21 protein-coding genes and 1 pseudogene are annotated in these 23,151 nt (G+C 74.0%); 6 read left to right on the forward strand and 16 right to left on the reverse strand.

Annotation, left to right across the window (positions count from 1 at the left end):
• The 13 genes and pseudogenes from MNZ39_RS16550 to MNZ39_RS16610 form a co-directional block, all read right to left on the reverse strand.
• Positions 1 to 227, reverse strand: a pseudogene (locus MNZ39_RS16550) (PBS lyase); the annotation flags it as partial.
• A 239-nt stretch (positions 228 to 466) separates the two neighbouring features.
• On the reverse strand, positions 467 to 1,987 hold the full coding sequence (locus MNZ39_RS16555) for a pseudouridine synthase (protein WP_242340189.1): 1,521 nt from the start codon (positions 1,985 to 1,987) through the stop codon (positions 467 to 469).
• On the reverse strand, positions 1,984 to 3,120 hold the full coding sequence (scpB, locus tag MNZ39_RS16560; RefSeq protein ID WP_242340190.1) for an SMC-Scp complex subunit ScpB: 1,137 nt from the start codon (positions 3,118 to 3,120) through the stop codon (positions 1,984 to 1,986). Before scpB ends, MNZ39_RS16555 begins: the two co-directional genes overlap by 4 nt.
• On the reverse strand, positions 3,117 to 4,019 hold the full coding sequence (locus tag MNZ39_RS16565; protein ID WP_242340191.1) for a ScpA family protein: 903 nt from the start codon (positions 4,017 to 4,019) through the stop codon (positions 3,117 to 3,119). Before MNZ39_RS16565 ends, scpB begins: the two co-directional genes overlap by 4 nt.
• Before the next feature lie 24 nt (positions 4,020 to 4,043).
• On the reverse strand, positions 4,044 to 5,042 hold the full coding sequence (gene trpS, locus MNZ39_RS16570) for a tryptophan--tRNA ligase (RefSeq protein WP_242340192.1): 999 nt from the start codon (positions 5,040 to 5,042) through the stop codon (positions 4,044 to 4,046).
• 5 nt (positions 5,043 to 5,047) lie between these two features.
• Positions 5,048 to 5,695, reverse strand: coding sequence for a site-2 protease family protein (locus tag MNZ39_RS16575; RefSeq protein ID WP_242340193.1), 648 nt, complete (start codon positions 5,693 to 5,695; stop codon positions 5,048 to 5,050).
• Positions 5,696 to 5,809: 114 nt separating this feature from the next.
• The gene (gene xerD, locus MNZ39_RS16580) at positions 5,810 to 6,706 is read right to left on the reverse strand and encodes a site-specific tyrosine recombinase XerD (RefSeq protein ID WP_242340194.1); all 897 of its coding nucleotides are present in this window, start codon (positions 6,704 to 6,706) and stop codon (positions 5,810 to 5,812) included.
• Between the two features lie 108 nt (positions 6,707 to 6,814).
• A complete protein-coding gene (locus MNZ39_RS16585; protein WP_242340195.1) occupies positions 6,815 to 7,438 on the reverse strand; it encodes an L-threonylcarbamoyladenylate synthase in 624 nt (207 codons plus the stop codon).
• A gap of 171 nt (positions 7,439 to 7,609) precedes the next feature.
• A complete protein-coding gene (locus tag MNZ39_RS16590) occupies positions 7,610 to 7,804 on the reverse strand; it encodes a hypothetical protein (RefSeq protein WP_242340196.1) in 195 nt (64 codons plus the stop codon).
• Positions 7,805 to 7,836: 32 nt separating this feature from the next.
• Positions 7,837 to 8,229, reverse strand: a complete 393-nt coding sequence (locus tag MNZ39_RS16595; RefSeq protein ID WP_242340197.1) for a general stress protein B — start codon at positions 8,227 to 8,229, stop codon at positions 7,837 to 7,839.
• Positions 8,222 to 9,169, reverse strand: a complete 948-nt coding sequence (locus MNZ39_RS16600; RefSeq protein ID WP_242340198.1) for a RimK family alpha-L-glutamate ligase — start codon at positions 9,167 to 9,169, stop codon at positions 8,222 to 8,224. The genes MNZ39_RS16595 and MNZ39_RS16600 overlap by 8 nt, the downstream gene beginning before the upstream one ends.
• Positions 9,170 to 9,371: 202 nt before the next feature.
• Positions 9,372 to 12,173: a [protein-PII] uridylyltransferase gene (gene glnD / locus MNZ39_RS16605; RefSeq protein WP_242340199.1), complete on the reverse strand. Its 2,802-nt coding sequence runs from the start codon at positions 12,171 to 12,173 to the stop codon at positions 9,372 to 9,374.
• A gap of 25 nt (positions 12,174 to 12,198) precedes the next feature.
• On the reverse strand, positions 12,199 to 13,803 hold the full coding sequence (locus tag MNZ39_RS16610; RefSeq protein ID WP_242340200.1) for an N-acetylmuramoyl-L-alanine amidase: 1,605 nt from the start codon (positions 13,801 to 13,803) through the stop codon (positions 12,199 to 12,201).
• Positions 13,804 to 14,170: 367 nt separating this feature from the next.
• Here MNZ39_RS16610 and elbB point away from each other — a divergent pair, with 367 nt between their 5' ends.
• The 3 genes from elbB to MNZ39_RS16625 all read left to right on the forward strand — a co-directional run bounded on the left by elbB (position 14,171) and on the right by MNZ39_RS16625 (position 15,793).
• Entirely contained in the window at positions 14,171 to 14,836 is a 666-nt protein-coding gene (gene elbB / locus MNZ39_RS16615) for an isoprenoid biosynthesis glyoxalase ElbB (protein WP_242340201.1), read from the forward strand.
• 181 nt (positions 14,837 to 15,017) lie between these two features.
• Entirely contained in the window at positions 15,018 to 15,302 is a 285-nt protein-coding gene (locus MNZ39_RS16620; RefSeq protein ID WP_242340202.1) for a cytochrome c3 family protein, read from the forward strand.
• Between the two features lie 206 nt (positions 15,303 to 15,508).
• Complete coding sequence (locus MNZ39_RS16625; protein WP_242340203.1) at positions 15,509 to 15,793, forward strand: cytochrome c3 family protein; 285 nt, start codon at positions 15,509 to 15,511, stop codon at positions 15,791 to 15,793.
• 175 nt (positions 15,794 to 15,968) lie between these two features.
• Here the strand turns inward: MNZ39_RS16625 and mutS are convergent, their stop codons facing one another.
• Entirely contained in the window at positions 15,969 to 18,623 is a 2,655-nt protein-coding gene (mutS, locus tag MNZ39_RS16630; protein WP_242340204.1) for a DNA mismatch repair protein MutS, read from the reverse strand.
• Positions 18,624 to 18,738: 115 nt separating this feature from the next.
• Between mutS and MNZ39_RS16635 the strand changes: the two genes are divergently transcribed.
• Entirely contained in the window at positions 18,739 to 20,418 is a 1,680-nt protein-coding gene (locus tag MNZ39_RS16635; RefSeq protein WP_242340205.1) for an AarF/ABC1/UbiB kinase family protein, read from the forward strand.
• Positions 20,419 to 20,436: 18 nt separating this feature from the next.
• Here MNZ39_RS16635 and MNZ39_RS16640 read toward each other — a convergent pair whose 3' ends face one another.
• On the reverse strand, positions 20,437 to 21,342 hold the full coding sequence (locus MNZ39_RS16640) for a hypothetical protein (RefSeq protein ID WP_242340206.1): 906 nt from the start codon (positions 21,340 to 21,342) through the stop codon (positions 20,437 to 20,439).
• Positions 21,343 to 21,450: 108 nt separating this feature from the next.
• Between MNZ39_RS16640 and lexA the strand changes: the two genes are divergently transcribed.
• Both lexA and MNZ39_RS16650 read left to right on the forward strand, forming a co-directional pair.
• Complete coding sequence (gene lexA, locus MNZ39_RS16645; protein WP_242340207.1) at positions 21,451 to 22,152, forward strand: transcriptional repressor LexA; 702 nt, start codon at positions 21,451 to 21,453, stop codon at positions 22,150 to 22,152.
• A 191-nt stretch (positions 22,153 to 22,343) separates the two neighbouring features.
• On the forward strand, positions 22,344 to 22,580 hold the full coding sequence (locus tag MNZ39_RS16650; RefSeq protein WP_242340208.1) for a hypothetical protein: 237 nt from the start codon (positions 22,344 to 22,346) through the stop codon (positions 22,578 to 22,580).
• Positions 22,581 to 22,694: 114 nt separating this feature from the next.
• Here the strand turns inward: MNZ39_RS16650 and MNZ39_RS16655 are convergent.
• The coding region (locus tag MNZ39_RS16655) for a type II toxin-antitoxin system RelE/ParE family toxin (protein ID WP_374202551.1) at positions 22,695 to 23,151 on the reverse strand (457 nt) is incomplete at its 5' end.

Below are 23,151 nucleotides of genomic sequence, written 5' to 3' on the forward strand. Positions count from 1 at the left end.
GCCTCCGCCGCGCCGGGCCCTCCGCGCGCGGCGAACGCCTCGGCCGCCGCGCGGCGGACGAGCGCGCTCGGGTCGCGCTGGGCGACGAGGAGGACCGGCAGGTCTCCGCGGCCGAGCGCGCGCACCGCGGCGGCGCGGCGCTCCGGATCCGACGCCTCGAGATCCCTGCGCGCGCAGGCGAGGACGCCGAGCGCGGCGGCGAGGACGAGGGCGCGTCGCGAAAGCATGGGCGGGCATGCTCCGTCAGGAGGCCGCCCAGGCGCAAGGAGGTCGGCGTGCGCCTGCGGAGGCGGAGACCCCTGACCCCTGAGCTGGATCGCCACTGCGGCGCAGGCTGGCTCGCTGCGCCGGGCAGCCCTCTCCCTGCGCTGCTCGCCGAACCTCGAAGGCCCCGCCCTCGCTGCTCGGCCCGGCTCGCCGACGCCACACGCGAATCGTGAGGCGATCCGATCGACCGGGCGGCGCGCTAGCGCCCGCGCCGGGAGCCGCCACCGCGCGGGTCGCGGCGTCCGGCGCGACCGCGACCGTCTCGCGCGTCTCCGCGCGGCGAACGTCTGTCGGTGCCCTGCGCGCCGCGGTCCCGGCGGCCGGACTGCTCCGGCGGGTTCGTCCGATCTCGCCGCTCGGGGCGACTCGCCTGCTCTGCCCGGTCGCGGTTGCCGCCACGGTCCGGCCGCTCCGTCCGGTCGCGCTGGCCGCCCCGGTCCGTCCGCTCCGACCGGTCGCGGTTGCCGCCCCGGTCCGTCCGCTCGCGGCGATCGCCTCGCTCTGCCCGGTCGCGGCTGTCGCCCCGATCCGTCCGCTCGCGGCGATCGCCTCGCTCCGTCCGGTCGCGGCTGCCGCCCCGGTCCGGCCGCTCCGCCCGATCGCGCTGGCCGCTCCGATCCGTCCGCTCGCGGCGATCGCCTCGCTCTGCCCGGTCGCGGCTGCCGCCACGATCCTTCCGCTCCATCCGGTCGCGCTCGCCGCCGCGCTCGCGGCGATCGCTCCGCTCCGTCTGCTCCGCCCGGTCGCGGCCGCTGCCGCGCTCTGGCCGCTCGGACCGCTCCGCTCGCTCGCGACGGTCGCCCTCCGGACGAGCCGAGCGCTCCGGCGTATCCCCCCGCTCTTCGCCGCTGCGCGAACCCGCCCCGCGCGGCGCGGGGGCCTCGGGCGGTGGCGGCGGCCCGTGGCCGTGCCGGCGCGCCGCGCGCGGGAGGACGCGGGGCGGCGCCGCCGCGGCCCCGGCCGCAGGAGCAGCGCCGCCGAGACCGATGGAGGTCTTCAGGGCGCGCAGCTCGACCGGCGTGAGCGCCCGGAACTGACCGGGCCGGAGCCCCTCGACGGTCACGCCGCCGAACTCGGGCCGGTAGAGCCGCTGGACGAAGAGGCCCACCGCCTCGCACAGCCGCTTCACGAGGTGGAAGCGCCCCTCCCCTACCACCACGCGGATCCAGACGTTCTTCTCGGCGTGCTCGTGGGGGACCGCCTCGAGGGCGCGGGCGGGCCCGTCCTCGAGGCGCACGCCCGCCACCATCCGCTCGAGCGCGCCCGGCGGCGGCTCGCCGCGCACCTTCACGAGGTAGGTCCGGCGGTGGCCGTAGCGCGGGTGCGCGAGCCGGTTGGCGAGCTCGCCGTCGTCGGTGAAGAGGACCGCCCCCTCCGCGTCGTAGTCGAGCCGCCCGACCGAGAACACGCGCTCCTTCACGCCGCGCAGGTACTCCAGCGCGGTGGGGCGGCCCTCGGGGTCGGACGCCGTCGTCACGCAGCCGGGCGGCTTGTAGAGCAGGTAGTAGCTCTTCGTGTCGCGGCGCGAGACGAGCTTCCCGTCGACGGTGACGAGATCGCGCTCCGGGTCGACCCTCGACCCGAGCTGGGTCACCCGCTGCGCGTTCACCTTCACGCGTCCGGCGAGGATGAGCTCCTCCGCCTTCCGGCGCGAGGCGACTCCCCCCTCCGCGAGGAACTTCTGCAGCCGTACTCCGTCCCCGCCCTGGGCGCCGGTCACCGCTCCGCCTCCGGACCTTCGTCCTCTTCCTTCTTCTGCTTCTCCTCCAGCGTGGCCTGCACCGCCTGACTCTTCTCGTCGGCCGCCTCGATGGCGCGCTCGAGCTCCTCGAGGGCCGCGTCGCTCTCCGCGCGCTTCGCCTCGAGCTCCGCGCGGAGCTTCTCGTCCGAGAGGTCGGCCACGATGCCCGAGATGCCGCCGTCCTGCGGCTCGGGCTGCTTCTCGACGATCTCGCGGTGCTCCTCGGAGAGCTCGTGGAACTCGCGCAGCGTCGGCAGCGAGGCGAGGTCCTTGAGCGCGAAGAACTCGAGGAACTCCCGCGTCGTGCCGTACAGCATCGGGCGCCCGGGCTCCTCCTTCTTGCCGAGGATCTTGATGAGCTTGCGCTCGAGGAGCGCCTTCACCACGGCCCCGCAGTCGACGCCGCGGATCTCCTCGATCTCGGGGCGCGTGACCGGCTGGCGGTAGGCGATGATCGCGAGCGTCTCCAGCGCGGCGCGGGTGAGCCGCTGCGGCTTCACCTTGAGCCAGCGGCGCGCGAAGGCGGCGTTGTCCGGCGAGCTCCGCAGCTGCCAGCCCCCCGCGACCTCGTGCAGCACGATCCCGCAGACGCCCTCGCGATAGTGGCCGGAGAGCTTGTCGAGGGCCTTCTCGACCCGCTCGACGTCGATGCCGGTCGCCTGGCGCAGCTCCTCCGAGGAGAGCGGCCGCTCGGCGAGGAACAGCAGGGTCTCGAGGATGGTCCGCACGCGATCGGCGCTGAGCCGCTTCGCGGCCGCCGCGAGCTTCTCGAACGGCTCCTCCTTCTCCTCGTCCGAGCCGGGGGCGTCGATGGCGGCCGACTCGACCTCCTCGAGCTCGGGGTCGCCGGCCTTCGCCTCCTCCGCGGCCTGCATCGCCTGGAGCTCGGCCTCGGACAGCCCGCCCGCGCGCGCGCCGGCCCGAGCCGGCGTCTCGGCCGGGGACGCCGGCGGCGCGTCCGGCGTTCCACCGGCTCGCTCCGCCGCAGCCTCACCCGGCTGCGCCTCCGGCCGGGCTGCGAGCTCCGCCGTCTCCGGGGCCGGCGCGCTCGGCTCCCCCTCCGCGGCGGGCGCCGCGCTCGGGGTCGTCGGGTCGTCGTGATCCACGGTCATCGATAGTCCTCTCCGCCGGGCGCGGGAACGTCGTCGCCGAGGGTGTCCTTCGCCTCGACGAGAATCTCCGCGCCGGGGCCCGCCTCGTCGAGCGGGGGCTGGAAGATCCGGACGAGCTTCAGCTTCGCCATCTCGAGGATCGCGAGGAACGTCGCGATCACGTCGGCGCGCGTGTGCCGCCGCTCGACCGGGCCGGAGAGGAGCTCCTCGAACGTGGCGCGGCGCTGCAGGCGCAGCACGTCGGCGACGCGCGCGATGGCGTCGGTGATGGTGAGGCGGTCGGTGACCACCTCGTGCGTGTGCTCGGGGCGCGCGTGCTTGAGCGCGCGATCGAGCGCCTCGATGAGCTTGAAGACGGAGACGTCGGCGAGCCCCTCGGGCCCTTCGGGCGCCTCGGAGCGCTCGACCCGCACCTTCCGGGCGAACACCGTGCGCTCGAGGATGTCGCGCTCGCCGAGCTCCTCGCCGGCGGCCTTGTACTTCTGGTACTCGAGCAGCCGGCGCACGAGCTCCGCACGCGGGTCCACCCCGACGTCCTCCGCGCCGGGCGCGTCCTCGGCGACCTCGGTCCTCGGCAGGAGCAGCTTCGACTTCATCAGCATGAGCTGCGCCGCCATGTGGAGGAACTCGCCGGCGATGTCGATGTCGAGCTCGCGCATCGCCTCGAGCGTGGCGAGGTAGCTCTCCGTGATCTGCGCGATGGGGATGTCGAAGAGATCGACCTCGTGCTCCTTCACGAGGTGCAGGATCAGGTCGAGGGGGCCCTCGAACGGCGGCTGTCCGGCGCGGAGCGGGGGGAGCGAGACCCGGAACGCGTCCGCCGCGGCGCGCGCGGAGGCCTCCTCCGTCGCCTGCTGGGCGCCGGCGGTCGCGTCGCTCTCCGGGTGGTGCCTGGCCATCGCGAAGGGACGCCCCCGTGCTCCTCAGGCGAGCTTCAGCTTCATCGCCGCGCGGACCTCGTCCATGGAGCGGGCCGCCACGGCGCGCGCCTTGGAGGTGCCGAGCTGGACGAGCGCGTCGACCTCCCCGGGCCGGGCGAGCAGCGCCTCGCGCCGCTCCCGCATCCGCTCCTGCTCGGGCAGGAGCTTCTCGAGGAGCTTCTTCTTGCAGTCGACGCAGCCGATCCCCGCGCTGCGGCAGTTCACGTCCACCCAGGAGATGGTCTCCGCGTCGCTCGTCACCTTGTGCAGGTAGAAGATCCCGCAGACGTCCGGGTTGCCCGGATCCTGGCGGCGCTTGCGCGCCGGATCCGTCACCATCCCCATGATCTTCTTCGTCGTCGACTCGGCGCTCTCGCCGAGGTCGATGGTGTTCCCGTAGCTCTTCGACATCTTCCGCCCGTCCGTGCCGAGGATCTTCGGCGCGGCGGTGAGGAGCGGCTGGGGCTCGGGGAACACCGGCCCGTAGTGGTGATTGAACCGGCGGGCGATCTCGCGCGAGAGCTCGAGGTGCGGGACCTGGTCCACGCCCACCGGCACCCGCGTCGCCTTGTACAGGATGATGTCGGCGGTCATGAGCACCGGGTAGCCCAGGAAGCCGTAGAGGGCGAGATCGCGATCGGTGATGTTCTCGCGCATCTCCTTGTACGACGGCGAGCGCTCGAGCCAGCCGAGCGGCGTGATCATGCCGAGCAGCAGGTAGAGCTCGGCGTGCTCCTTCACCTCGCTCTGCACGAAGAGCGTCGCCTTCTCCGGGTCGACGCCGGCGGCGATGAAGTCGACGAACATCTCCCGCTCGGCGGGCTTGATGATCGCGGTGTCGTGGTAGTTCGTCGTGAGCGCGTGCCAGTCCGCGCTGAAGAAGAAGCAGGTGTTCTCCTCCTGCAGCCGCACCCAGTTCGCGAGCGCGCCGTGGAGGTGGCCGAGGTGGAGGCGGCCGGTGGGCCGCATGCCGCTGACGACGATGGGGCGCTGTTCGGACATCGGACCTAGGTGGCGATCGAGAGGGTCAGCTGCTGGAGGAGCCCGAAGACGAACACGACGGGCGGGTAGATGAGCCCGCGTCCGAAGACGATGAGGCCGAGGAGGATGAACGGCGAGAACCGCGCGAACTGCTCCCAGGCCGGCCGGAAGCGGTACGGCATGAGGTTCTCGGCGACGTGGCTGCCGTCGAGGGGCGGCACGGGCAGGAGGTTGAAGATGGCGAGCCCGGCGTTCACGATCATGAGCCGCTGCAGGAGCTCGAGCGCGCCGCCGCCGGGCCGGACCGTCTCCGGGGAGAACCGGAAGACGAGGCCGAGCGTGATGGCGGCCAGGGTCCCGAGGAGCAGGTTCGAGAGCGGCCCCGCCGCGCTCACGATGATGTCCCCGGTCGACTGCCGGACGCTCTTCCGGAACCGCGCCGGGTTCACCGGCACGGGCTTCGCCCAGCCGATGGGCGCGCCGAGGAGCGGCAGGAGCAGCGTCCCGATGGGATCGATGTGCGGCACCGGGTTCAGGGTGAGTCGGCCGAGGCGTGCCGCCGTGTCGTCCCCGAGCCGCCAGGCGGACCACGCATGGAAGAACTCGTGGAACGTCAGGGAGAGCAGGAGCACGATGAGGTTCAGCACCCGCTCGAGGATGAGGGCGTTGTCCAACCTAAAGCCTCGCAGGGAAAGGGGGTTCTTTAGCAGCACGAGGGGGGCCGGTCAACGCGGACGACGGCCGCTCGCCCCCTCGGAGCCGGGGCGCGCGCGGGCGGCGCGGCCGCCTCAGGCCCGCGGGTGGAAGCGGTCGTACAGCCGCTTCACGTGGCTGCGATCCACGTGCGTGTAGATCTGCGTCGTGGAGACGTCCGCGTGGCCGAGCATCGCCTGCACCGCGCGCAGGTCCGCCCCGCCCTCGAGGAGGTGGGTCGCGAACGAGTGCCGGAGCTTGTGGGGCGAGACGCGGCGCCGGATGCCCGCGGCGCGGGCGTAGCGCCCGAGCAGCTTGGCGAAGCCCTGTCGCGTCATCCGGCCTCCCCGCGGCGTGACGAAGAGGTCCTTGGAGCGGCGCCCGCGCAGGAGCCGCTCGCGGGAGACCGCGAGGTACGCCTTCACCGCGTCCGCCGCCGGCGCGCCGACGGGCACGATCCGCTCCTTGTTCCCCTTCCCCCGCGCGACGAGCACCCGGGTCTCGAGGTTCACGTCGTTCACGCCGAGCGACACGAGCTCGGAGACGCGCAGGCCGGTCGCGTAGAGGAGCTCGAGCATGGCCCGGTCGCGCAGGCCCGCCGCGCCGCGAGGATCGGGCGCCGCGAGGAGCCGCGCGATCTCCTCGTGCGAGAGGAGCTCCGGCAGGCGCCGGCCCGGCGCCGGGGAGTCGATCTCGTCCGCGGCGTCGAGCGGGGTCAGCCGCTCCGCGAAGAGCAGCCCGTGCAGCGAGCGGATCGCCGAGAGCGCCCGCGCCTGCGAGCGCGCCGAGAGCCCGCGGCGGACCAGCTCGCCGAGGTGGGCCTGGATCTCGGCCCGGCCGACCCGCTCCCAGGCGGTGACGCCGAGCGCGTCGAGGTGCTCGACGTAGCGCCGGAGGTCGCGCAGATACGCCTCCACGCTGTTCTCGGCGAGGCCCTTCTCGACGCGGACGTGCGCGATGAACAGGTCGAGCGCGGGCTCGAGCGGGGACATGGCGCGACGATAGCGCGGGGCGACCGCGGGTCCAGTTCGCGTCCCTCGACCTCGCGCCGCCGCCGGCGCGGCGGCGCCGCGGTGGGACGAGCGGCCGACGCACCCGCCTCAGGCGAGCAGGTCCGAGACGTCGCCCTTGCCGACGCGGAGCACCCGCGGCTCGGCGCCGGAGAGCTCGATGACCGAGGACGGCTCGTTCGGCTTGTAGCCACCGTCGAGCACGAGCTCGAGGCCGTGCCCGAGCTTCTCCTTGATGTCGTGCGCGTCGATGAGCACCTCGCCGTCCGGGGTCGCGGCCGAGGTGGAGATGAGCGGGTGGCCGAGGCGCCGGACGATCTCGAGCGCGATGGGGCTGTCGGGGATCCGGATGCCGACGGTCTTCTGGCGGCGCAGGACGAGGTCGGGCACGAGCCGCGTCGCCGGGAGGATGAACGTGTACGGCCCGGGCACCTTGCGGCGCAGCACGCGGTAGGCGGCGTTGTCGACGATCGCGTAGCGCGCGATCTCGGCGAGGTCCTGGCAGATGAAGGACAGCTCGTGCGAGCGGGGGAGCTGCTTCAGCTGGTAGATCCGCTCGATGGCGCGCTTGTCGAAGAGATCGCAGCCCAGCCCGTAATAGGTGTCGGTCGGGAAGGCGAGCAGCCCGCCGGACGAGAGCACCGAGACCGCCCGCTCGACCACGCGGGGCTGGGGGTGCAGCGGATCGATCTCGACGATGGGGGCGACCGGCATGGGCGCCTCCTTTTCTAGCAGCTTTCCGCAGTCGGTGGGAGGTTCGGGACGCCCCACCTTTCCAGCGTCCCGGGCGTGGCCGCGCACTGGCAGCAAAAACGAGCACGCCCGCCCGGGATCCCCGGACGGGCGCCTCGCGGCGTCGCCGCCGCGCTCGACTCCTAGCCGACCTCAGCCGCGGGACTTCCCGCGCTCGATGAGCTCGCGGACCTTCTGCCCGCCCTTTCGGCCGATCTCCTCGTAGAACGAGTGACCGCGCTCGTCCCGGACGGCGATGCCGCCCTTCCGTCCCGCCTCCGACACCGTCATCCCGCGGCGACCCTCTTCCGGCTCGCCGCGACGCGCGCCCTTCTCTTCGTCCGCCATCGTACCCCCCTCAAGAGCACCTCATCGGTGCGTCAACGCTCGCCGCCCGTGTGACCGGCGCCGGCGTCCTCCTCCGCCCCAGCCTTCCCCTTCTCGATGAGCTCGCGGACCTTGTGGCCACCCTTCCGGCCGATCTCCTCGTAGAACGGCGTCCCCCGCTCGGCCTTGATCGTCTCGCCGCCCTTCTTCCCGATCTCCTCGTAGAAGCGGGGCCCGCGCTCGGCCTTGACGGTGTCGCCACCCTTCTTGCCGATCTCCTCGTAGAACTTGCGACCGCGCTCGGCCTTCACGGTCTCGCCGCCCTTCTTCCCGATCTCCTCGTAGAACTTGCGGCCGCGTGTCTCGCGGACGCGCACGCCGCCCTTGCGACCGGCCTCCGAGACCGTCATCGCTCCCTTGCTGCCGCCCTTCTTCTCCTCAGCCATTTGTCGCCCCCATCCAGTCAGGAACAATGTGGTCGCTGGCCACGCGCCGGCGCAGCGCCCGACCGAGCACGTGCTCGGCGATGGCCTCCGCCATGTCGAGGCCCGTGGCCTCGAGGATCCCCTGCCAGCTGGGGTTCCCGTTCACCTCGATGACGGTGGGCCCTTCGGGTCCCACCACGACGTCGACGCCCGCGTAGTCGAGCCCGATGGCCGACGCCGCAGCCTCGGCCACCGCGGCGAGCGCGGACCCGAGCGGCACCGCCTCGGCCCGTCCCCCGGTGGCCACGTTCGTTCGCCAGTCCCCGGGTGGCGCGTGCCGCTCGATCGCGGCGCGTGCGCGCCCCCCGACCACGAACACCCGGACGTCGCGTCCGGGATGAGGAACGTAGCTCTGGAGGTAGACCGCGCCCTCGCGCGCGAGCCGGTCGCGGAGCACCGCCCTCCCGGCGGCGTCCGCGCGAACCCGCTCGACCCCGTCCCCGAGCGAGCCTGCGATGGGCTTCACCACGGCCTCGCCGAGCGCCGCGAGCGCGCCCTCCGCGCCGCGCGCGGTCTGCGCGACCGCGGCGCGGGGCGTCCGCACCCCGGCGCGCGCGAGGAGCCACGACGTCCTGAACTTGTCCTGCGCGGCGAGGAGCGGGTCGATGCGGTTCACGACCACGGCGCCGCTGTCCTCGAGCGCGCGGTAGATCTCGAACTGCACGTCGGCGTCCCCGGCGCGGCCCATCCCCCGCGCGAGCACGAAGGCGTCGAAGGCCTCGGCCTCACGCCCCTCCGCAGTCACCGTCACGCCGCCGTCCCTGTCCACGATCGCCGCGAGCTCCGCTGGATCGATCACCGCCGCCTCGCCGTGGCGAGCGCAGGCGCTGACGAGCCGCTTGCTGTGCCAATCGTCCTCGGGCCAGGCGGTCACGATCCCGATTCGGATGACATCGTTCATGCGACGCTTGCTTCCCTTCCCCTACCCCGACCGCCCGCGCAACACGGTGTCCACGCCCGGCCGGCCGGACAAGAGCGCGCCATCCCGCATCTTTTCGGTGGTGCCCGACTGAGCCCCGCCGCGCTCCCCAGGGAGGACGCGAGCGACGTCTCGCCGAGATCGCACGCCCGGAGGGCGGCGCAGATGGGCTCCGCGTCGGCGCCTAGGGGAAAGGCCCGGAGCCCTGCTCGGGCCGGGCCAGCGCCGCGGTCAGAGCGGCGACCACGCGGGCGGCGCGCTCCCCCTCGAGCGGCCTCCCGTCGGGCGTGCGGACGTAGAAGGCGTCGGACGCGCGGTGCCCCTCCGTCGCGATCCGGGCGAGATCGACGGAGAGCTCGAGATCGAAGAACGTGCGGGCGAGCGTGTGCAGGAGGCCCACGCGATCGGCGGTGAACACGTCCACGACCGAGTGCGTCCGCGCGCTGTCGTTGTCGATGACGATCTTGGTGGGCACGCGTGGCAGTGGCTTCTCGGGGAGCGAGGAGGCGCGCAGGCGCCGCGCGAGCAGCGCGTCGAGCGACTCCTCTCCCGCGAGCACGCGCGCGAGATCGCCGCGCGCCCCGCGCCAGCGCGCCGGGTCGACCGCGCCCTCCTCCGGCCCGCGCAGCTCGAACACGTCGAGCGCGCGCCCGGCGAGCCACCCGAGGCCCGGGTCGTCCGCGGACGAGAACACCTCGGCGGCCTGGATGTCGATGCGGTGCGCCGCGAGGACGCCGGCGACGGTCGCCAGCAGGCCCGGCCGATCGCGCGCGGCGAGGGACAGCTCGGAGTAGCCGAGCGCCGGGTGGTGGCGGAGCGCCGTCGCGACGGGCAGGTCCCGCCCGCGGCGCAAGAGCCGCAGGTGGCGCGGGGCGAGCGCGGGGTCCACGGTGACGAAGTAGCGCGCCGGCATGGCCTGGACGAACCGGGCGTGCTCCGCGTCGGCCACCCCCGCGCGCGCGAGCAGCGCGGCGGCGACGCGCTCGCGGCCCGCGGCCTCGGCGGTGCCGGGCTCCGGGCGGCGCTCGCCCTTCTCGAGCACCTCGCGCGTCTTCCCGTAGAGCTCGCGGATGAGGCGCGCCTTCCAGTCGGTCCAGGTGCGCGGCCCGACCGTGGCGATGTCCGCGTAGGTGAGGAGGTAGAGCTTGTCGAGCCGGTCCTTGGTCCCCACCTCCTCGGCGAAGGCGTGGATGAGGTCGGGATCCGAGAGGTCTCGCCGCTGGGCGATGGCGCTCATGCGCAGGTGCTTCAGGACGAGCCACTCGATGTCGGCGGCGTCGGCGGGATCGAGCCCCATCCGCACGCACGCCTCGGCGGCGATCTCCGCCCCGCGCGCCGAGTGATCCTTCCCGGCCCCCTTGCCGATGTCGTGGAACAGCGTCCCGAGGTAGAGCGCGAGCGGCCGCTGCACCGCGCGCGCGAGGTCGCCGAGGCCGTCCTCGCTCACGTCGCCGCAGCGCAGCGCGAGCAGGCGCCGCACCGCGAACAGCGTGTGAACGTCCACCGTGTACACGTGGTAGACGTCGATCTGCCGCCGCGCCGTCACCCGCGCGAACTCGGGCAGCACGCGGGGGAGGACGCCGATCTCGTGCATCTGCGTGAGGAAGCGCCCGCGCGTCCCGGGGCGCGTGAAGCACGCGAGGAGCTCCTGGTTCAGCTCCGGGTCGCTCGCCGCCTCCGGCGCGAGCTCCTCCGCCGCCTGCCTCGCGAGGTCGCGGGCGTAGGGGTAGAGATCGAGCTGCTCGCGGTCGGCGGTCGCGAAGAGGCGCACGAGCGCGGCGGGGGACCGCCGCAGGACGTCGGTGTCCACCACCGTGAGCCGCCCGCGGAACACCTTGAACTCCCCGCCCGGCAGGAGCCGCTCCGACGCGCGCGGCGGCCGCCCGCCCAGCACGGGCACCGCGAGCTCGGCGCCGAGCGTGGCGGCGGGAGGCGGCACCATGCGCCAGCCCATCGCGGCCTGCGGCTCGAGGCAGCGATCCACGATCGCGTCGCTCGCGACGAGGACCGTCTTCGCCGCGAGGTAGTAGTGGCGCATGAACTCCTCGACGGCCGAGCCGTGCTCGGGGTCGAGGTAGCCCATCGCCCGCGCCACCTCGGGCTGGACGTCGAAGGTGAGCTGGTCCCACTTGCGGCCCGCGAGGTAGTGCATCTCGTTGCGGACCCGCCAGAGGAAGTCGCGGGCGCGCCGCATCTCGCGGATCTCGCGCTCGGGGAGGAGCGCGCGCGCGAGGAGCTCCGTGATCCCGGCGACCTTGAAGCGGACGCGGGCGAGCCAGAGCGCGGACTGGAGGTCCCGCAGCCCGCCCTCGGACTCCTTCACGTTCGGCTCGAGGAGGTAGATCGAGTCGCCGAAGCGCTCGCGCCGCGCGCGGATCTCGTCGAGCTTGTCGGCGAGGAACTTCTCCACCTTCTGGGCCGAGAGCCCGTGCAGCTCCTCGCGCTCGAGCTCCGTGTACAGGGCGCGGTCGCCCGCGAGCCAGCGCAGATCCAGGAGCGCGGTGCGCGCGGTGTGGTCCTGGGTCGCGAGCTCGTCGCAGGCGCGGAGGTCGCGCACGCCGTAGCCGACCTCGAGCCGGAGGTCCCAGAGCGCGTAGAGGAACCGCTCGCTCGCGGCCTTCACGAAGGCGTCCGGCTCCCCGGGGCCGTGCAGCACGAGGAGGTCGAGATCGCTGTGCGGCGCGAGCTCGCGGCGGCCGTATCCCCCGAGCGCGACGAGCGACACCGGCGAGGGCGCCTCCGCGTCCCGCGCCGCGGCGCAGGCGCGCTCCCACAGCGCCGTGACGATCCGGTCCATGGCCGCGCTCTGGAGGCGGACGACGGTGTGGCCGCTCCCCCCTGCGCGGTGCACCTCCTCGACGAACCGGCGCTGCGCGGCGAAGTCCGCCTTGACGTCGCCGGTGAGCGCCGGGAGCTCGGCGAGGCGGGCCTCGAGCTCGAACGGCGCCGCGGCCGGCAGGGTCGGGTGGACTTCGGGCGGGCGCATCACGCGAATATAGCCGGGCGGCGGCTCACCGCACGGCGGCGACCCGCGCCTCGCTCCGCGCGAACGCCGTCACCGCCCGCGTGATGCCCCAGGCGACCTCGTCCTGGTAGCCGGCGGACGCGAGGCGCTGCTCCTCGAGGCTGTTCGAGATGAAGGCGGTCTCCACCAGCACGGCCGGCATGCGCGCCCCGAGGAGCACGTAGAAGAGCGCGCTCTTCACCCCGAGGTCGCGCACCTCGCCGACGCGCGCCCGGACGCCCGCCGTGAGCTCGCGCTGCACGAGCCCGGCGAGCCGCTCCGAGGCACCGGCGCTCGCCTTCGCGTCGAGATCCGTGAGGATCCGCCCGACGTCCCCGGCGCCCCGGTCGGACGGGTCCATGCCGTTCTCCCGCGCCGCGAGCCGCGCCGCGTAGCGGTCGTCGGCGACGTTGAGGAAGTAGGTCTCGACGCCGCTCCGGTTGCGGCGCGGGTGCGCGTTCGCGTGGATGGACACGAACAGGTCGCCGCCGGCGGTGTTCGCGATCGCGGTGCGCTCCTCGAGCGCCAGGTACCGGTCGTCCTTGCGCGTGAGCACGACCTCGAACCCCTCGGCGCGCAGCCGGCTGGCGAGCCGCTTCGCGATCGCGAGGGTCACCTGCTTCTCGCGCACGCGGCGCGGGCCGATGGCGCCCGGGTCGTGCCCGCCGTGCCCGGCGTCCACCACGATCCGCCGGATGCGCGTGGGCAGGTCGTGCTCGGGCGCGCGCTCGACCCGCGCGAAGGACGCGGGCCGAGGCGTGGGCCGCCCCGTCGCGGCGGGAGGCGGCTCGGGCGCAGGGTGCGCCGGCTCGGCGGGCGGCGGCGCCTCGGCGACGCTCCGGCGGGCGGAGACCGTCCCCACGTCCACGATGAGGCGCGGCGGGTCGTCGAGGCCGAACAGCTGCACGCGATCGCTGCCGGGCAGGTCGAGCACGACGCGGACCGTCTCCGCGTCGTTCTGCGCGGCGCGCACGCGCTCCACCCGCTCGCCCGAGACCGGCCGCGCCAGCGCGCGCCCGGCGAGCGTGGCGGGGCGGAGATCCACCGCGAGCCGCCGCGGGAGGCCGACCGCCGGGGCGAGCTCGAGCTTCTGCCAGCCCACCCAGTGCGACAGGTAGATGGCGACGCGCGTGTAGTCGTCGGTCGACCAGGTGCGCACCTCGGTGACCCGCGCGCGCCCTTCCCCGCCCGACTCGCCGAGGGCGAGCGCCGGGGCGGAGCTCGCGCCGGTCAGGTCCGCCAACGCCGCGTCGAGCGCGGGATCGGGCTCGGAGTCCTGGGGCGCCTCCTCGGGCGCGGGCGACGGGGCGGCGCCGGGGCCGCGCGCCGGCCTCGGCGCGGGGCGATCGTCGCCCGCCTCGCGGCGGATGGCGGCCTCGAGCTCGCGCGCCTCGCGGGAGCCGAGCTTCGCGGCGCGCCCCGCGTTGAGCAGGGCCTTCTCGCGGTCCGCCTCGTCGGCCGACCAGCGGTAGAGCGCGTAGCGTGCGCGGGCCGCCTCGAGGAACGCCGGCGCCCGGTCCTTCCCCTTCGCCTCGCGGACCAGCCCGGCGATGGCGCGCTCCCAGTGGTGCCGGTAGCGGCGCTTCCCTCGGTCCTGCGTGAGCGCGCGCATGGAAGCCTTCGCGCGCTCGAGCCCGCTCTGGCTCGCGCGCGGCGCGACCCGCGCCTTGGAAGCGTTGCGCGCCTTCGCGGGGGTGCGGGCCATCGCCGGAGCGCGGGCCGCGCGCGCGGCCGGCTTCACGGAACGCGACGCCGCCGCGGGCTTGGCGCGGTGCGTCGCGGCAGAGGTCCCTTGCGGGGCCGCGAGAGCGAGGAGGAGGAGGGCAAGCGACCCGCGGCCCATGAGACGAGCAGTCTCCGCGACGCCGATATCGAGGTCCACTTTTCGGCCACCCGGCCCCGCCGTGGGGCGCTGTCCCACCGCCTCGCCGCGGCGTAGGATCGTGCCCTCCATCCCCTTTCCTTCGCGGAGGTGTCCCTTGGCCAATCCCAAGCGCGTGGGCGTCGTGCTCGCCGGCTGCGGCTTCCTCGACGGGGCCGAGATCCAGGAGGCGACCTGCACGCTGCTCTCGCTCGACCGCCGCGGCGCCGAGCTCGTGGCGGCGGCGCCCGACGTGGAGCAGATGCACGTCGTCGACCACCTGCGCCAGGCGCCGGCGGAGGGCGAGCGCCGCAACGTGCTCGCCGAGTCCGCGCGCATCGTCCGCGGGCGGATCCGCGATCTCGCGACCCTCTCCGCGAAGGATCTCGACGCGCTCGTCTTTCCCGGCGGGTTCGGCGTGGCGAAGAACCTCTGCTCGTTCGCGGTCGAGGGGCGCGCGATGCGCGTGCTGCCCGAGGTCGAGCGGCTCGTTCGCGAGATGCGGGCCGCGTCGAAGCCGATGGGCTTCATCTGCATCGCCCCCGTGATCGCGGCGCGCGTGCTCGGCGCGGACGGCGTGCAGGTCACGATCGGAAACGACCCGGACACCGCCGCGGCGATCGCGTCCTGGGGCGCGCGCCACGTCGAGCGGCGCGTGGACGAGATCGCGGTGGACGATCGGCTGAAGGTGGTGTCGACGCCTGCCTACATGCTCGGCCCGTGGATCTCCGGGGTCGCCGCCGGGATCGACAAGCTCGTCTCGGCGGTGCTGGAAATGGCCTGATTCGAGCACGTGCGGAGCAGGCCGGAGAGGGCCCTCTCGCGCAAGTGAGACGCAATCTCAATCGACCAATATGGGCGGTTACGACCCCACGCAATTGTGGCTCGGGATCGTGAATATCGAGTAGGCTCCGCCGTCCCTAAGCCGGGCGGGCTGGTCCGCCCCGATCTCAGGAGCACGACAAGTGACCAAGTTCCTCGCTGCGCTGTTCGCCGTCGTCGTTGCCACCGCCACGTTCGCCGCCGACACCGGCCCCGACTCGATCACCCTCGAGGCCAAGAACGGCAACATCACCTTCCCCCACAAGGCGCACCAGGCGAAGCTGAAGTGCGAGACCTGCCACGCGACCGCCGCGGGTGGCAAGATCGAGGGCTTCGGCAAGGAGAAGGCCCACGGCACCTGCGTCGAGTGCCACAAGAAGGAGGCGAAGGGCCCGACGAAGTGCGCGGAGTGCCACAAGAAGGCGTAACGCGCTCGCCGAGTCGTTCGCAGTGACGAGGGGCCGGGAAACCGGCCCCTTTCATTTTGTGCGGCAGGATCCGGCTCCTCGGGCTGCGGCGGCCCGTCGCGCGCCGACAAACCGCAGAGACCCGTGACCGATGGTCGCTCTACATTGCGACGCCACGCCGCGGCGGGATTCACCCGTCGTGCATGCGAACACGAGAGGTCATGCAGATGAAGATCCGGATCGTTTCGCTCCTCGCCGCCGTCCTCTTCGCGGGTGCCGCCTTCGCGGCCGACGCGCCGGCCGCGCCGGTCACGCTCCAGGCGAAGAACGGGAACGTCACCTTCAACCACAAGACGCACTCCGCCCAGAAGTGCGAGGCCTGCCACGCGACCGCCGCGGGCGGCAAGATCGAGGGCTTCGGCAAGGACAAGGCTCACGCCCTCTGCGTCGAGTGCCACAAGAAGGAGGCGAAGGGCCCGGCGAAGTGCGCGGAGTGCCACAAGAAGGCGTAGCGCGCACCTAGCTCCAGAGATCGCAGTCAGGCTTAGGGACGGAGGGGCCGCGAGAGCGGCCCCTCTCTTTTTTCGTCGGCGCGGCCGCCGCGCAGCCCGGTGCGATCGGGTCGCGTCGCGAGGCGCGCGAGGAGTGGCCAGCGAGCGTAGCGCCGCAGCTCGACGGGGCTCCGCCTCAGCGGTTCCCGAGCTTCGCGCGCCAGGCCGCGAGGAGGTTCAGCGCGTCGAGCGGGCGGAGCGTGTCCGGCTCGGCGGCGCGGAGCGCGGCGGCGATCTCGAGGAGCGCCGGGTCCACCGGCGCCGGGGGCGGCGCGAACAGGCCGAGCTGGCTCTGCGGCTCCGCGCGCCTCGCCTTCCGCCCGCGGGCGAGCGCCGCGTGACCGCCCTCGTCGACCTCGAGGGCCTCGAGGTTCTTCAGGATCTCCCGCGCGCGCGCGAGCACCGCGGCCGGCAGCCCGGCGAGCTTCGCGACCTCGATGCCGTAGCTCCGCGACGCCCCGCCCTGCACGAGCTTGCGGAGGAACACCACCTGATCGCCGACCTCGCGCACGGCGACGGTGAGGTTCCGGACGGCGGGGCGCTCGCGGGCGAGGTCCTGCAGCTCGTGGTAGTGCGTCGCGAACAGCGTGCGGCAGCCCACCTCGTCGTGCAGGTGCTCCGCGACCGCCCACGCGATGGAGACGCCGTCGAAGGTGGACGTGCCGCGGCCGATCTCGTCGAGCACCACGAGCGAGCGGCGCGTCGCGTTGTGGAGGATGGCGGCGGTCTCGGTCATCTCGACCATGAACGTCGAGCGGCCGCGGGCGAGGTCGTCGGACGCGCCCACCCGGGTGAAGATCCGGTCGACGATGCCCACCCGCGCCCGGCGCGCCGGCACGAACGAGCCCATCTGGGCGAGCAGCGTCACGAGCGCCGCCTGGCGCATGACCGTGCTCTTGCCCGCCATGTTCGGCCCGGTGATGACGTGCAGCGCGCCGAGCCGCTCGCAGTCGGGGGCGCCGCGCGAGGCGACGAGCACGTCGTTCGGGACGAACGCGGCCGGCCCCTCCGGGAGCACCGCCTCCACCACCGGGTGGCGGCCGTCGACGATCTCGAGCACCTCCGAGCCGTCCACCTCCGGCCGCGCGTAGCCGCGCTCCGCCGCGACGCGCGCGAGCCCGAGCAGCGCGTCCGCGGTGGCGGCCGCGTCGGCGGCCGTGCGGATGCGCGGCGCCGCCTCGATGACCCGCTGGCGCAGCTCCTCGAAGAGGCGCGCCTCGATCCCGAAGCGGCGCTCCTCGGCGGTGAGCACCGTCTCCTCGAAGCGCTTCAGCTCCGGGGTGACGAACCGCTCGCCGCCCACGGTGGTCTGGCGCCGCTCGTAGTCGGCGGGCACCGCGTGCAGGTTCGCCTTCGTGACCTCGAGGTAATAGCCGAAGACCTTGTTGAAGCGGACCTTGAGCGAGCCGATCCCGGTCCGCTCCTTCTCGCGCGCCTCGAGGCGGGCGATGAAACCCTTGCCGTCCTCGGCGACGGCGACGATCTCGTCGAGCTCGGGCGAGAAGCCGCGCCGGATGAGCCCGCCCTCCTTCAGCGTCGCCGGCGGCTCCTCGGCCACCGCGCGATCGAGGTGAGCGCCGAGCTCCTCGAGGCCGCGCAGCCGCTCGCCGGCGTCGCGCAGCAGCGCCGCGGCTCTCGCGCCGAGGAGCGCCGACAGCGCCGGCAGGGCCAGCAGGGCGCCGGCGAGGGCGCGCAGATCGCGGGCGTTCCCCTGCCCCAGCACGAGGCGCGACAGGAGCCGCTCCGCGTCGGCGACCGGGCGGAGCGCCGCCGCGACGTCCTCGCGCGCCACCGACGAGCCCGCGAGCTCCTCGACGGCGTCGAGGCGCGCGTGGATGGCGGCGAGCTCGGTGAGCGGGTAGCGGAGCCACTCGGCGAGGCGCCGCCCGCCGGGCGCGGTGACGCTCCGGTCGAGGAGGGCGAGCAGCGAGCCCTTCTTGCGGGCCCCGGCGAGGGTCCGCTCGAGCTCGAGGTTCGTGCGCGTCGCCTCGTCGAGGAGGAGGACGTCGTCGGTGCGCAGGCGCGACAGGCGATCGACGTGGCGCGGCGCCGCGCGCTGGGTGTCCGCGAGGTAGGCGAGCGCGGCCGCCGCCGCGGCGAGGCCGAGCGGCTCGCCGCCGACGCCGAACCCGTCGAGGCTCGCGACGCCCAGGTGGCGCCGGAGCTTCTCCTCCGCCCGCTCGTAGTCCGCCGCCGGCCGGCGCGCGGCCGGGACCGCGACCGCCCGCAGGACGCGCTCGACGCGGGCGTCGTCCGCGCCGAGCGGCAGCACGAGCTCGCGGACGCCCGCACGCCGGAGCTCGTCCACGAGCCGCGCGTCGTCGGGCACCTCGCCGCACTGGAGGTGACCGGTCGAGGCGTCGAGGAGCGCGAGCCCCGAGCGGCCCTCGCCGAGGGCGACCACGCCGAGGTAGCTCGCCTCGCGCGGATCGAGCACCTGGTCGTCGAACACCATGCCCGGGGTCACGACGCGCGTGACCTCGCGCTTCACGATCGCCGACTTCCCCGGCTCCTCGACCTGATCGCAGATGGCGACCTTGAAGCCCTTCTCGAGCAGCTTCGCGACGTAGCCGCGGGCGGCGTGGTGCGGCACGCCGCACATCGGCACCTTGTCGTCGCCCTTCGAGCGCGCGGTGAGCGTGATCTGCAGCGCCTCGGAGGCGGTGACCGCGTCCTCGAAGAAGAGCTCGAAGAAGTCGCCGAGCCTGAAGAAGAGGAGCGCGTCCGGGTACCTCGCCTTCGTCTCGAGGTACTGCCGCATCATCGGAGTGGCCTGGGCGATCTCCGGCATCGGGCCGTGGGTTCTACCACGCGGGGCCGACCCTGCGCGCGGCGCCGCGCGCGCCGCCGGACCCGCACGCCGCGTGGCGAGGCCTCGATCGCGGTGCTACAGTCCGCCCCGTCTCATGCTCGAGCGAACCCTCCAGGATCTGAACCGGCTCCGCCAGATCGCCTATGCGGTCGCGCGGCATGGCTTCGGCTCCTACCTCGAGAAGACGCGGCTCCGGGACGTGCTCGGGCGCGACGCCCCGCCGGTGGAGGGCACGCCGCCGCCGCCGCCGGACCACAAGACCGCCGCGCGGTTCCGCCAGCTCCTCGCCGAGCTCGGGCCCACCTTCACGAAGCTCGGGCAGCTCCTCTCGACCCGGCCGGACGTGCTCCCGTCCCACTGGATCGAGGAGCTCGAGTCGCTGCAGGACGACTGCCCGCCGCTGCCCATCGCCGAGGTGCTCCACCAGATCGAGCGCGGCCTCGGCCGCGGCGTGGAGGAGCTGTTCGCCTCCCTCGACGAGGTGCCGCTCGCGAGCGCCTCGATCGCGCAGGTGCACCGGGCGGTGACGCACGCGGGGGTGCCGGTCGTCGTGAAGGTGCAGCGCCCGAGGATCCGCGAGCAGATCGAGTCCGATCTCGCCCTCCTCCACTACCTCGCGCGCCTGCTCGAGGCGGTCGTGGAGGAGACCGGCATCTACACGCCGACCGGGATCATCGAGGAGTTCGACCGCACCGTCCACGAGGAGCTCGACTTCGGCAACGAGGCGGGGAACGCGCGGGCGATGCGGGACGCCGCCGAGGGGCGCGAGGTCGTCGTCATCCCCCGCGTCCACGCGGAGCTCTCCTCCTCCACCATCCTCACGCTCGACTACGTCGACGGGACCAAGATCTCCGACGTCCGCGCCGAGGACGGCCACGATCTCGAGCAGGTCGCGAAGAACGTCATCGAGACCGCGTTCCGGCAGCTCTTCGAGGACGGGCTCTTCCACGGCGACCCGCACCCGGGGAACGTCCTCGTCCTCGCCGACGACCGGATCGCGCTCATCGACTTCGGCCTCGTCGGCCGGCTCACGCGCCAGCAGCAGGAGTCGCTCGTCACGCTCATCGTGGCGGTGGCGCTGCGCGACCCGGACACCGTGGCGCGGCTCCTCAACCGCATCGGCGTCCCGGACGCGCGCACCCCCATCACCGAGTTCCGCGAGGACATCCGCGGGATCCTGGACCGCTACCTCGGCCTCAAGCTCGACGAGATCCGGACCGCGACCCTGCTCCGCGATCTGCTCGATCTCGCGATCCGCCACCGGATCCGGATCCCGAAGGAGTACGCCGTCCTCGCCAAGGCCGCGATCACGATCGAGGGGATGATCCGCCGGCTCTACCCGAAGCTCGACGTGCTGGAGGTGGGGCTGCCCTACGCGAAGGAGCTGCTCCTCTCGCGCTTCAACCCTTCCGACGCCTCCGGCGTCCTCATGAAGTCGCTCCTCAAGCTGCAGGGGCTCGCCGAGGACGTGCCGAGCCAGCTCAGCCAGATCCTGGTCGATCTCGAGGCCGGCAAGTTCCGCGTGAACGTCGCGGGCGAGGCGATGGACCGGATCGGCGGCCAGGTCCGGGCGCTCGGGGTGATGGTCTTCCTGGGGCTCCTCGCGGCCGGGCTCACCGTGGGTGGGCTCGTGGTGCTCGCGAGCCCCTCCGCCCACGTCCTGGGATGGGCCGCGCTCGCCGGCTCGGTGCTGCTCTCCGCCGCGGCCGCGGGGTACCACGTCGCGACCGTGCGGATGAAGAAGATCTCGATCCGGCAGCTGCTGCGGCGCTGACTCGGGAGCCGGCGCCGGTCAATCGCGCGCGTCGGCGCAAACGAGCGCCGCGAGGGTCCCGAGCCAGGCCAGGTCCACCAGGGCGGCGACGCCTGCCGCGGCGACGGCGAGCATGAGGTTCGGCCCGGCGAGCAGGAGCGCCGGCGCGTCCTTCACGAGGCCGGTCGCGGCGCCGCCGAACGCCTCCACCGTCGCGGGCGCGAGCGACGCGACGAAGCCGAAGACCATCGCCGCGAGCACGAACGTCCCGGGGCGGGCGAGGAACCGGCGCACCGCGGAGGCGAACGCCCGCGCCGGGCCCTCCGCGCGCAGCGCCGCTCGGGCGACCGCCGCGTCCGCCACGACCGAGAGCGCGAGCGGCACCGCGATCGCGAGGGTGAGCGCCCCGGCGACCGCCAGGGCGAGCACCGCCGACCCGTTTCCCCCCGCGGCGTGGAGCGTGATGCGCAGCGCGCCGAGGGCGAGCGTCAGCGCGAACAGCCCCGCGGAGAGGTCCAGGACGAGCCCCAGCAGCGACGCGGCGAGCACCCGCGGCGTGCCGTAGGCCACCCCTGCCGCGAAGCGCGGCGTGCCGCCCTCCCCCACCGCGGCGCCCGCGAGCGTCGGGAGCGCTCCCGCGAGCCAGACGCCGCGCAGCGCCGCCCCGCAGAGCACGCCCGCGAGCCACAGGCCGCCGACGAGCGCCAGGAACCGCGGCGAGCTCGCGGTCGCGGCCGCGCCTGCGAGCGCGGCGCCGGGATCGAGCGGCCGGTGCGAGAGAGCGAGCAGCGCGCCGCGGGCGAGGAGCGCCCAGGCGACTGCCAGGGCGGGCCAGGTGAGCACGCGCCGCGCGATCGCGACGACGAGCCCGGGCGCGAGGAGCCAGGCCTGGCGGCGCAGCGCGGAGAGGCCGAGGCCGAGGGCGGCGCCGAAGGTCGGGGGCACGCGCGGACGGTATCCGCCGCGCGCCGCGCGGGCAACCGCGTGGCCGGGTTCTTGCCTTCTGAACGTGGGGACAGTATACCGGTGTTCAGTCCAGCTCGAGGAGGACCGATGGACGCGTTGACGGACCGGCAGCTCGAGGTGCTCCGCTTCATCGCCCGGCAGATCGAGGAGTGTGGCTACCCCCCGACCATCCGCGAGATCGGCGAGGCGCTCGACATCCGCTCGACGAACGGCGTCAACGACCACCTGAAGGCGCTCGAGCGCAAGGGCTACCTCACCCGCGATCCCGTGAAGTCGCGCGCGCTGATCCCGACGCCGCAGGCCCGCGAGGTGCTCGGCGGCGAGGTCGGCGCGCGCACGTCCAACGTCGTCCCCTTCACGCGCACCCCCGCCTCGGCCCTGAAGCCCTCCGGGCGCCTCGTCGAGATCCCGATCATCGGCCGCGTCGCCGCCGGCCAGCCGATCCTCGCGCAGGAGCGCGTCGAGGACACGGTGCAGGTGGACTCGTTCCTGCTCGGCACGAACAAGAAGGTGTACGGCCTGCGCGTGCAGGGCGACTCGATGATCGGCGACGGGATCCTGCCCGGCGACTACATCTTCGTGAAGAAGCAGCTTCACGCGCAGGACGGAGAGATCGTGGTCGCCATGATCGACGAGGAGGCGACCGTGAAGCGCGTCTACTTCGAGGGCGACCGCGTGCGGTTCCAGCCCTCGAACCCGCGCATGGCGCCCATCTACGTGCGCGCGTCCGACTTCCGCACGACGATGATCCTCGGCGTCGTCGTGGGCGTCTACCGCAAGCTCGGCTGATCGCAGGCCGGGCGCCCGCCTGATCCGAGGGCGTCGCCGCCACCGTGGCGGCGGCCGCGGGGCCGTCCGTTTGCGGCCCACGTGGTGCTGTGCGGGTCGGCTTACCTCCCCCCACCTCTGCGCCTATCTTGCCGCTGAGTCCGGACCGGAATTCCCGGCCGGCGAGTGGATCCGTAGGGAGGGAGGCGAGGATGGCGAAGGTGAACCCCCGGCTCGACGCGGCGCGGACGGCGTACCGGGAGGCCCTCGAGGCCGCCCGTGCCACCCCGTCTGCGGAGACGTGGGCCCGGCTGCTCGCAGCCGGGAAGGAGCTGTCGGCGGCGTCGGAGCCACCGCCGCGGAGCCGGCGAGGCCGGAAGCCCGCGGCTCGCGTCGAGGAGCCGTCCGGGCCGGCCCCGGACCTGCCGAACCTGGAAGGCGTCGAGTAGCGGCCCCGCCGAGCAGGGATGGGGCGGGGACGCAGTCCCCGATCATGTTCGGTGCCGAGAGGGGCGCCGGGTGCGGTGGGCCGAGGGGCTCGCGGCGCCCGGCGCCTCGTCTCGTCAGGAGCGCGTCTTCGCCTGGCGGACGTAGCGGTCGAGGTCCTCGCGGTCGATGAGCGAGAGCACCTCGATCGCGTTCTGTCTCTCGCCCCGCCGGTAGAGGAGCCGCACGTCGGTCGCGACGCGCACCCGGTAGTAGCCCGGGAGCCCCTCGAGCGGGAGCGCGCGGAGGCTCGGGTGGCGGTGATCCTGCGCGAGCAGGTTCGCCTGCTTGAAGGCCGCGCGCTGGATGCGCCGATCCCAGCCTTGCAGGGAGTCGTAGAACTCGCGCGTGTAGACCGGCATGAGCCACGAGGCGGGCGCGTCCTCGGGCTCGTCGGCGCCCTCGGGCTGCGCGGACGCGGCGCCCGACGCCGGCCGCTCCGCCTCCGCGCGCGCCCGCGCCTCGCGGAGCGCGGCCTCGAGCTCGCGCTCCCGCTCCTCCTGGCGCGCGAGCTTCGCCTCGAGCGCTCCCGCG

It is taken from the genome of Anaeromyxobacter sp. SG66 (genome assembly GCF_022690805.1).
Classification (GTDB): Bacteria; Myxococcota; Myxococcia; order Myxococcales; family Anaeromyxobacteraceae; genus Anaeromyxobacter; species Anaeromyxobacter soli.

Excerpts from the sequence above, each read along its gene's own strand:
- MNZ39_RS16650 (WP_242340208.1), top strand. The coding sequence starts at position 22,344 with ATGGCGAAGGTGAACCCCCGGCTCGACGCGGCGCGGACGGCGTACCGG.
- xerD (WP_242340194.1), bottom strand. The coding sequence starts at position 6,706 with ATGTCCCCGCTCGAGCCCGCGCTCGACCTGTTCATCGCGCACGTCCGC.
- mutS (WP_242340204.1), bottom strand. The coding sequence starts at position 18,623 with ATGCCGGAGATCGCCCAGGCCACTCCGATGATGCGGCAGTACCTCGAG.
- scpB (WP_242340190.1), bottom strand. The coding sequence starts at position 3,120 with ATGACCGTGGATCACGACGACCCGACGACCCCGAGCGCGGCGCCCGCC.
- MNZ39_RS16590 (WP_242340196.1), bottom strand. The coding sequence starts at position 7,804 with ATGGCGGACGAAGAGAAGGGCGCGCGTCGCGGCGAGCCGGAAGAGGGT.
- trpS (WP_242340192.1), bottom strand. The coding sequence starts at position 5,042 with ATGTCCGAACAGCGCCCCATCGTCGTCAGCGGCATGCGGCCCACCGGC.
- MNZ39_RS16565 (WP_242340191.1), bottom strand. The coding sequence starts at position 4,019 with ATGGCCAGGCACCACCCGGAGAGCGACGCGACCGCCGGCGCCCAGCAG.
- MNZ39_RS16625 (WP_242340203.1), top strand. The coding sequence starts at position 15,509 with ATGAAGATCCGGATCGTTTCGCTCCTCGCCGCCGTCCTCTTCGCGGGT.
- lexA (WP_242340207.1), top strand. The coding sequence starts at position 21,451 with ATGGACGCGTTGACGGACCGGCAGCTCGAGGTGCTCCGCTTCATCGCC.
- MNZ39_RS16635 (WP_242340205.1), top strand. The coding sequence starts at position 18,739 with ATGCTCGAGCGAACCCTCCAGGATCTGAACCGGCTCCGCCAGATCGCC.
- MNZ39_RS16585 (WP_242340195.1), bottom strand. The coding sequence starts at position 7,438 with ATGCCGGTCGCCCCCATCGTCGAGATCGATCCGCTGCACCCCCAGCCC.
- MNZ39_RS16610 (WP_242340200.1), bottom strand. The coding sequence starts at position 13,803 with ATGCGCGCGCTCACGCAGGACCGAGGGAAGCGCCGCTACCGGCACCAC.
- MNZ39_RS16600 (WP_242340198.1), bottom strand. The coding sequence starts at position 9,169 with ATGAACGATGTCATCCGAATCGGGATCGTGACCGCCTGGCCCGAGGAC.
- MNZ39_RS16595 (WP_242340197.1), bottom strand. The coding sequence starts at position 8,229 with ATGGCTGAGGAGAAGAAGGGCGGCAGCAAGGGAGCGATGACGGTCTCG.
- glnD (WP_242340199.1), bottom strand. The coding sequence starts at position 12,173 with ATGCGCCCGCCCGAAGTCCACCCGACCCTGCCGGCCGCGGCGCCGTTC.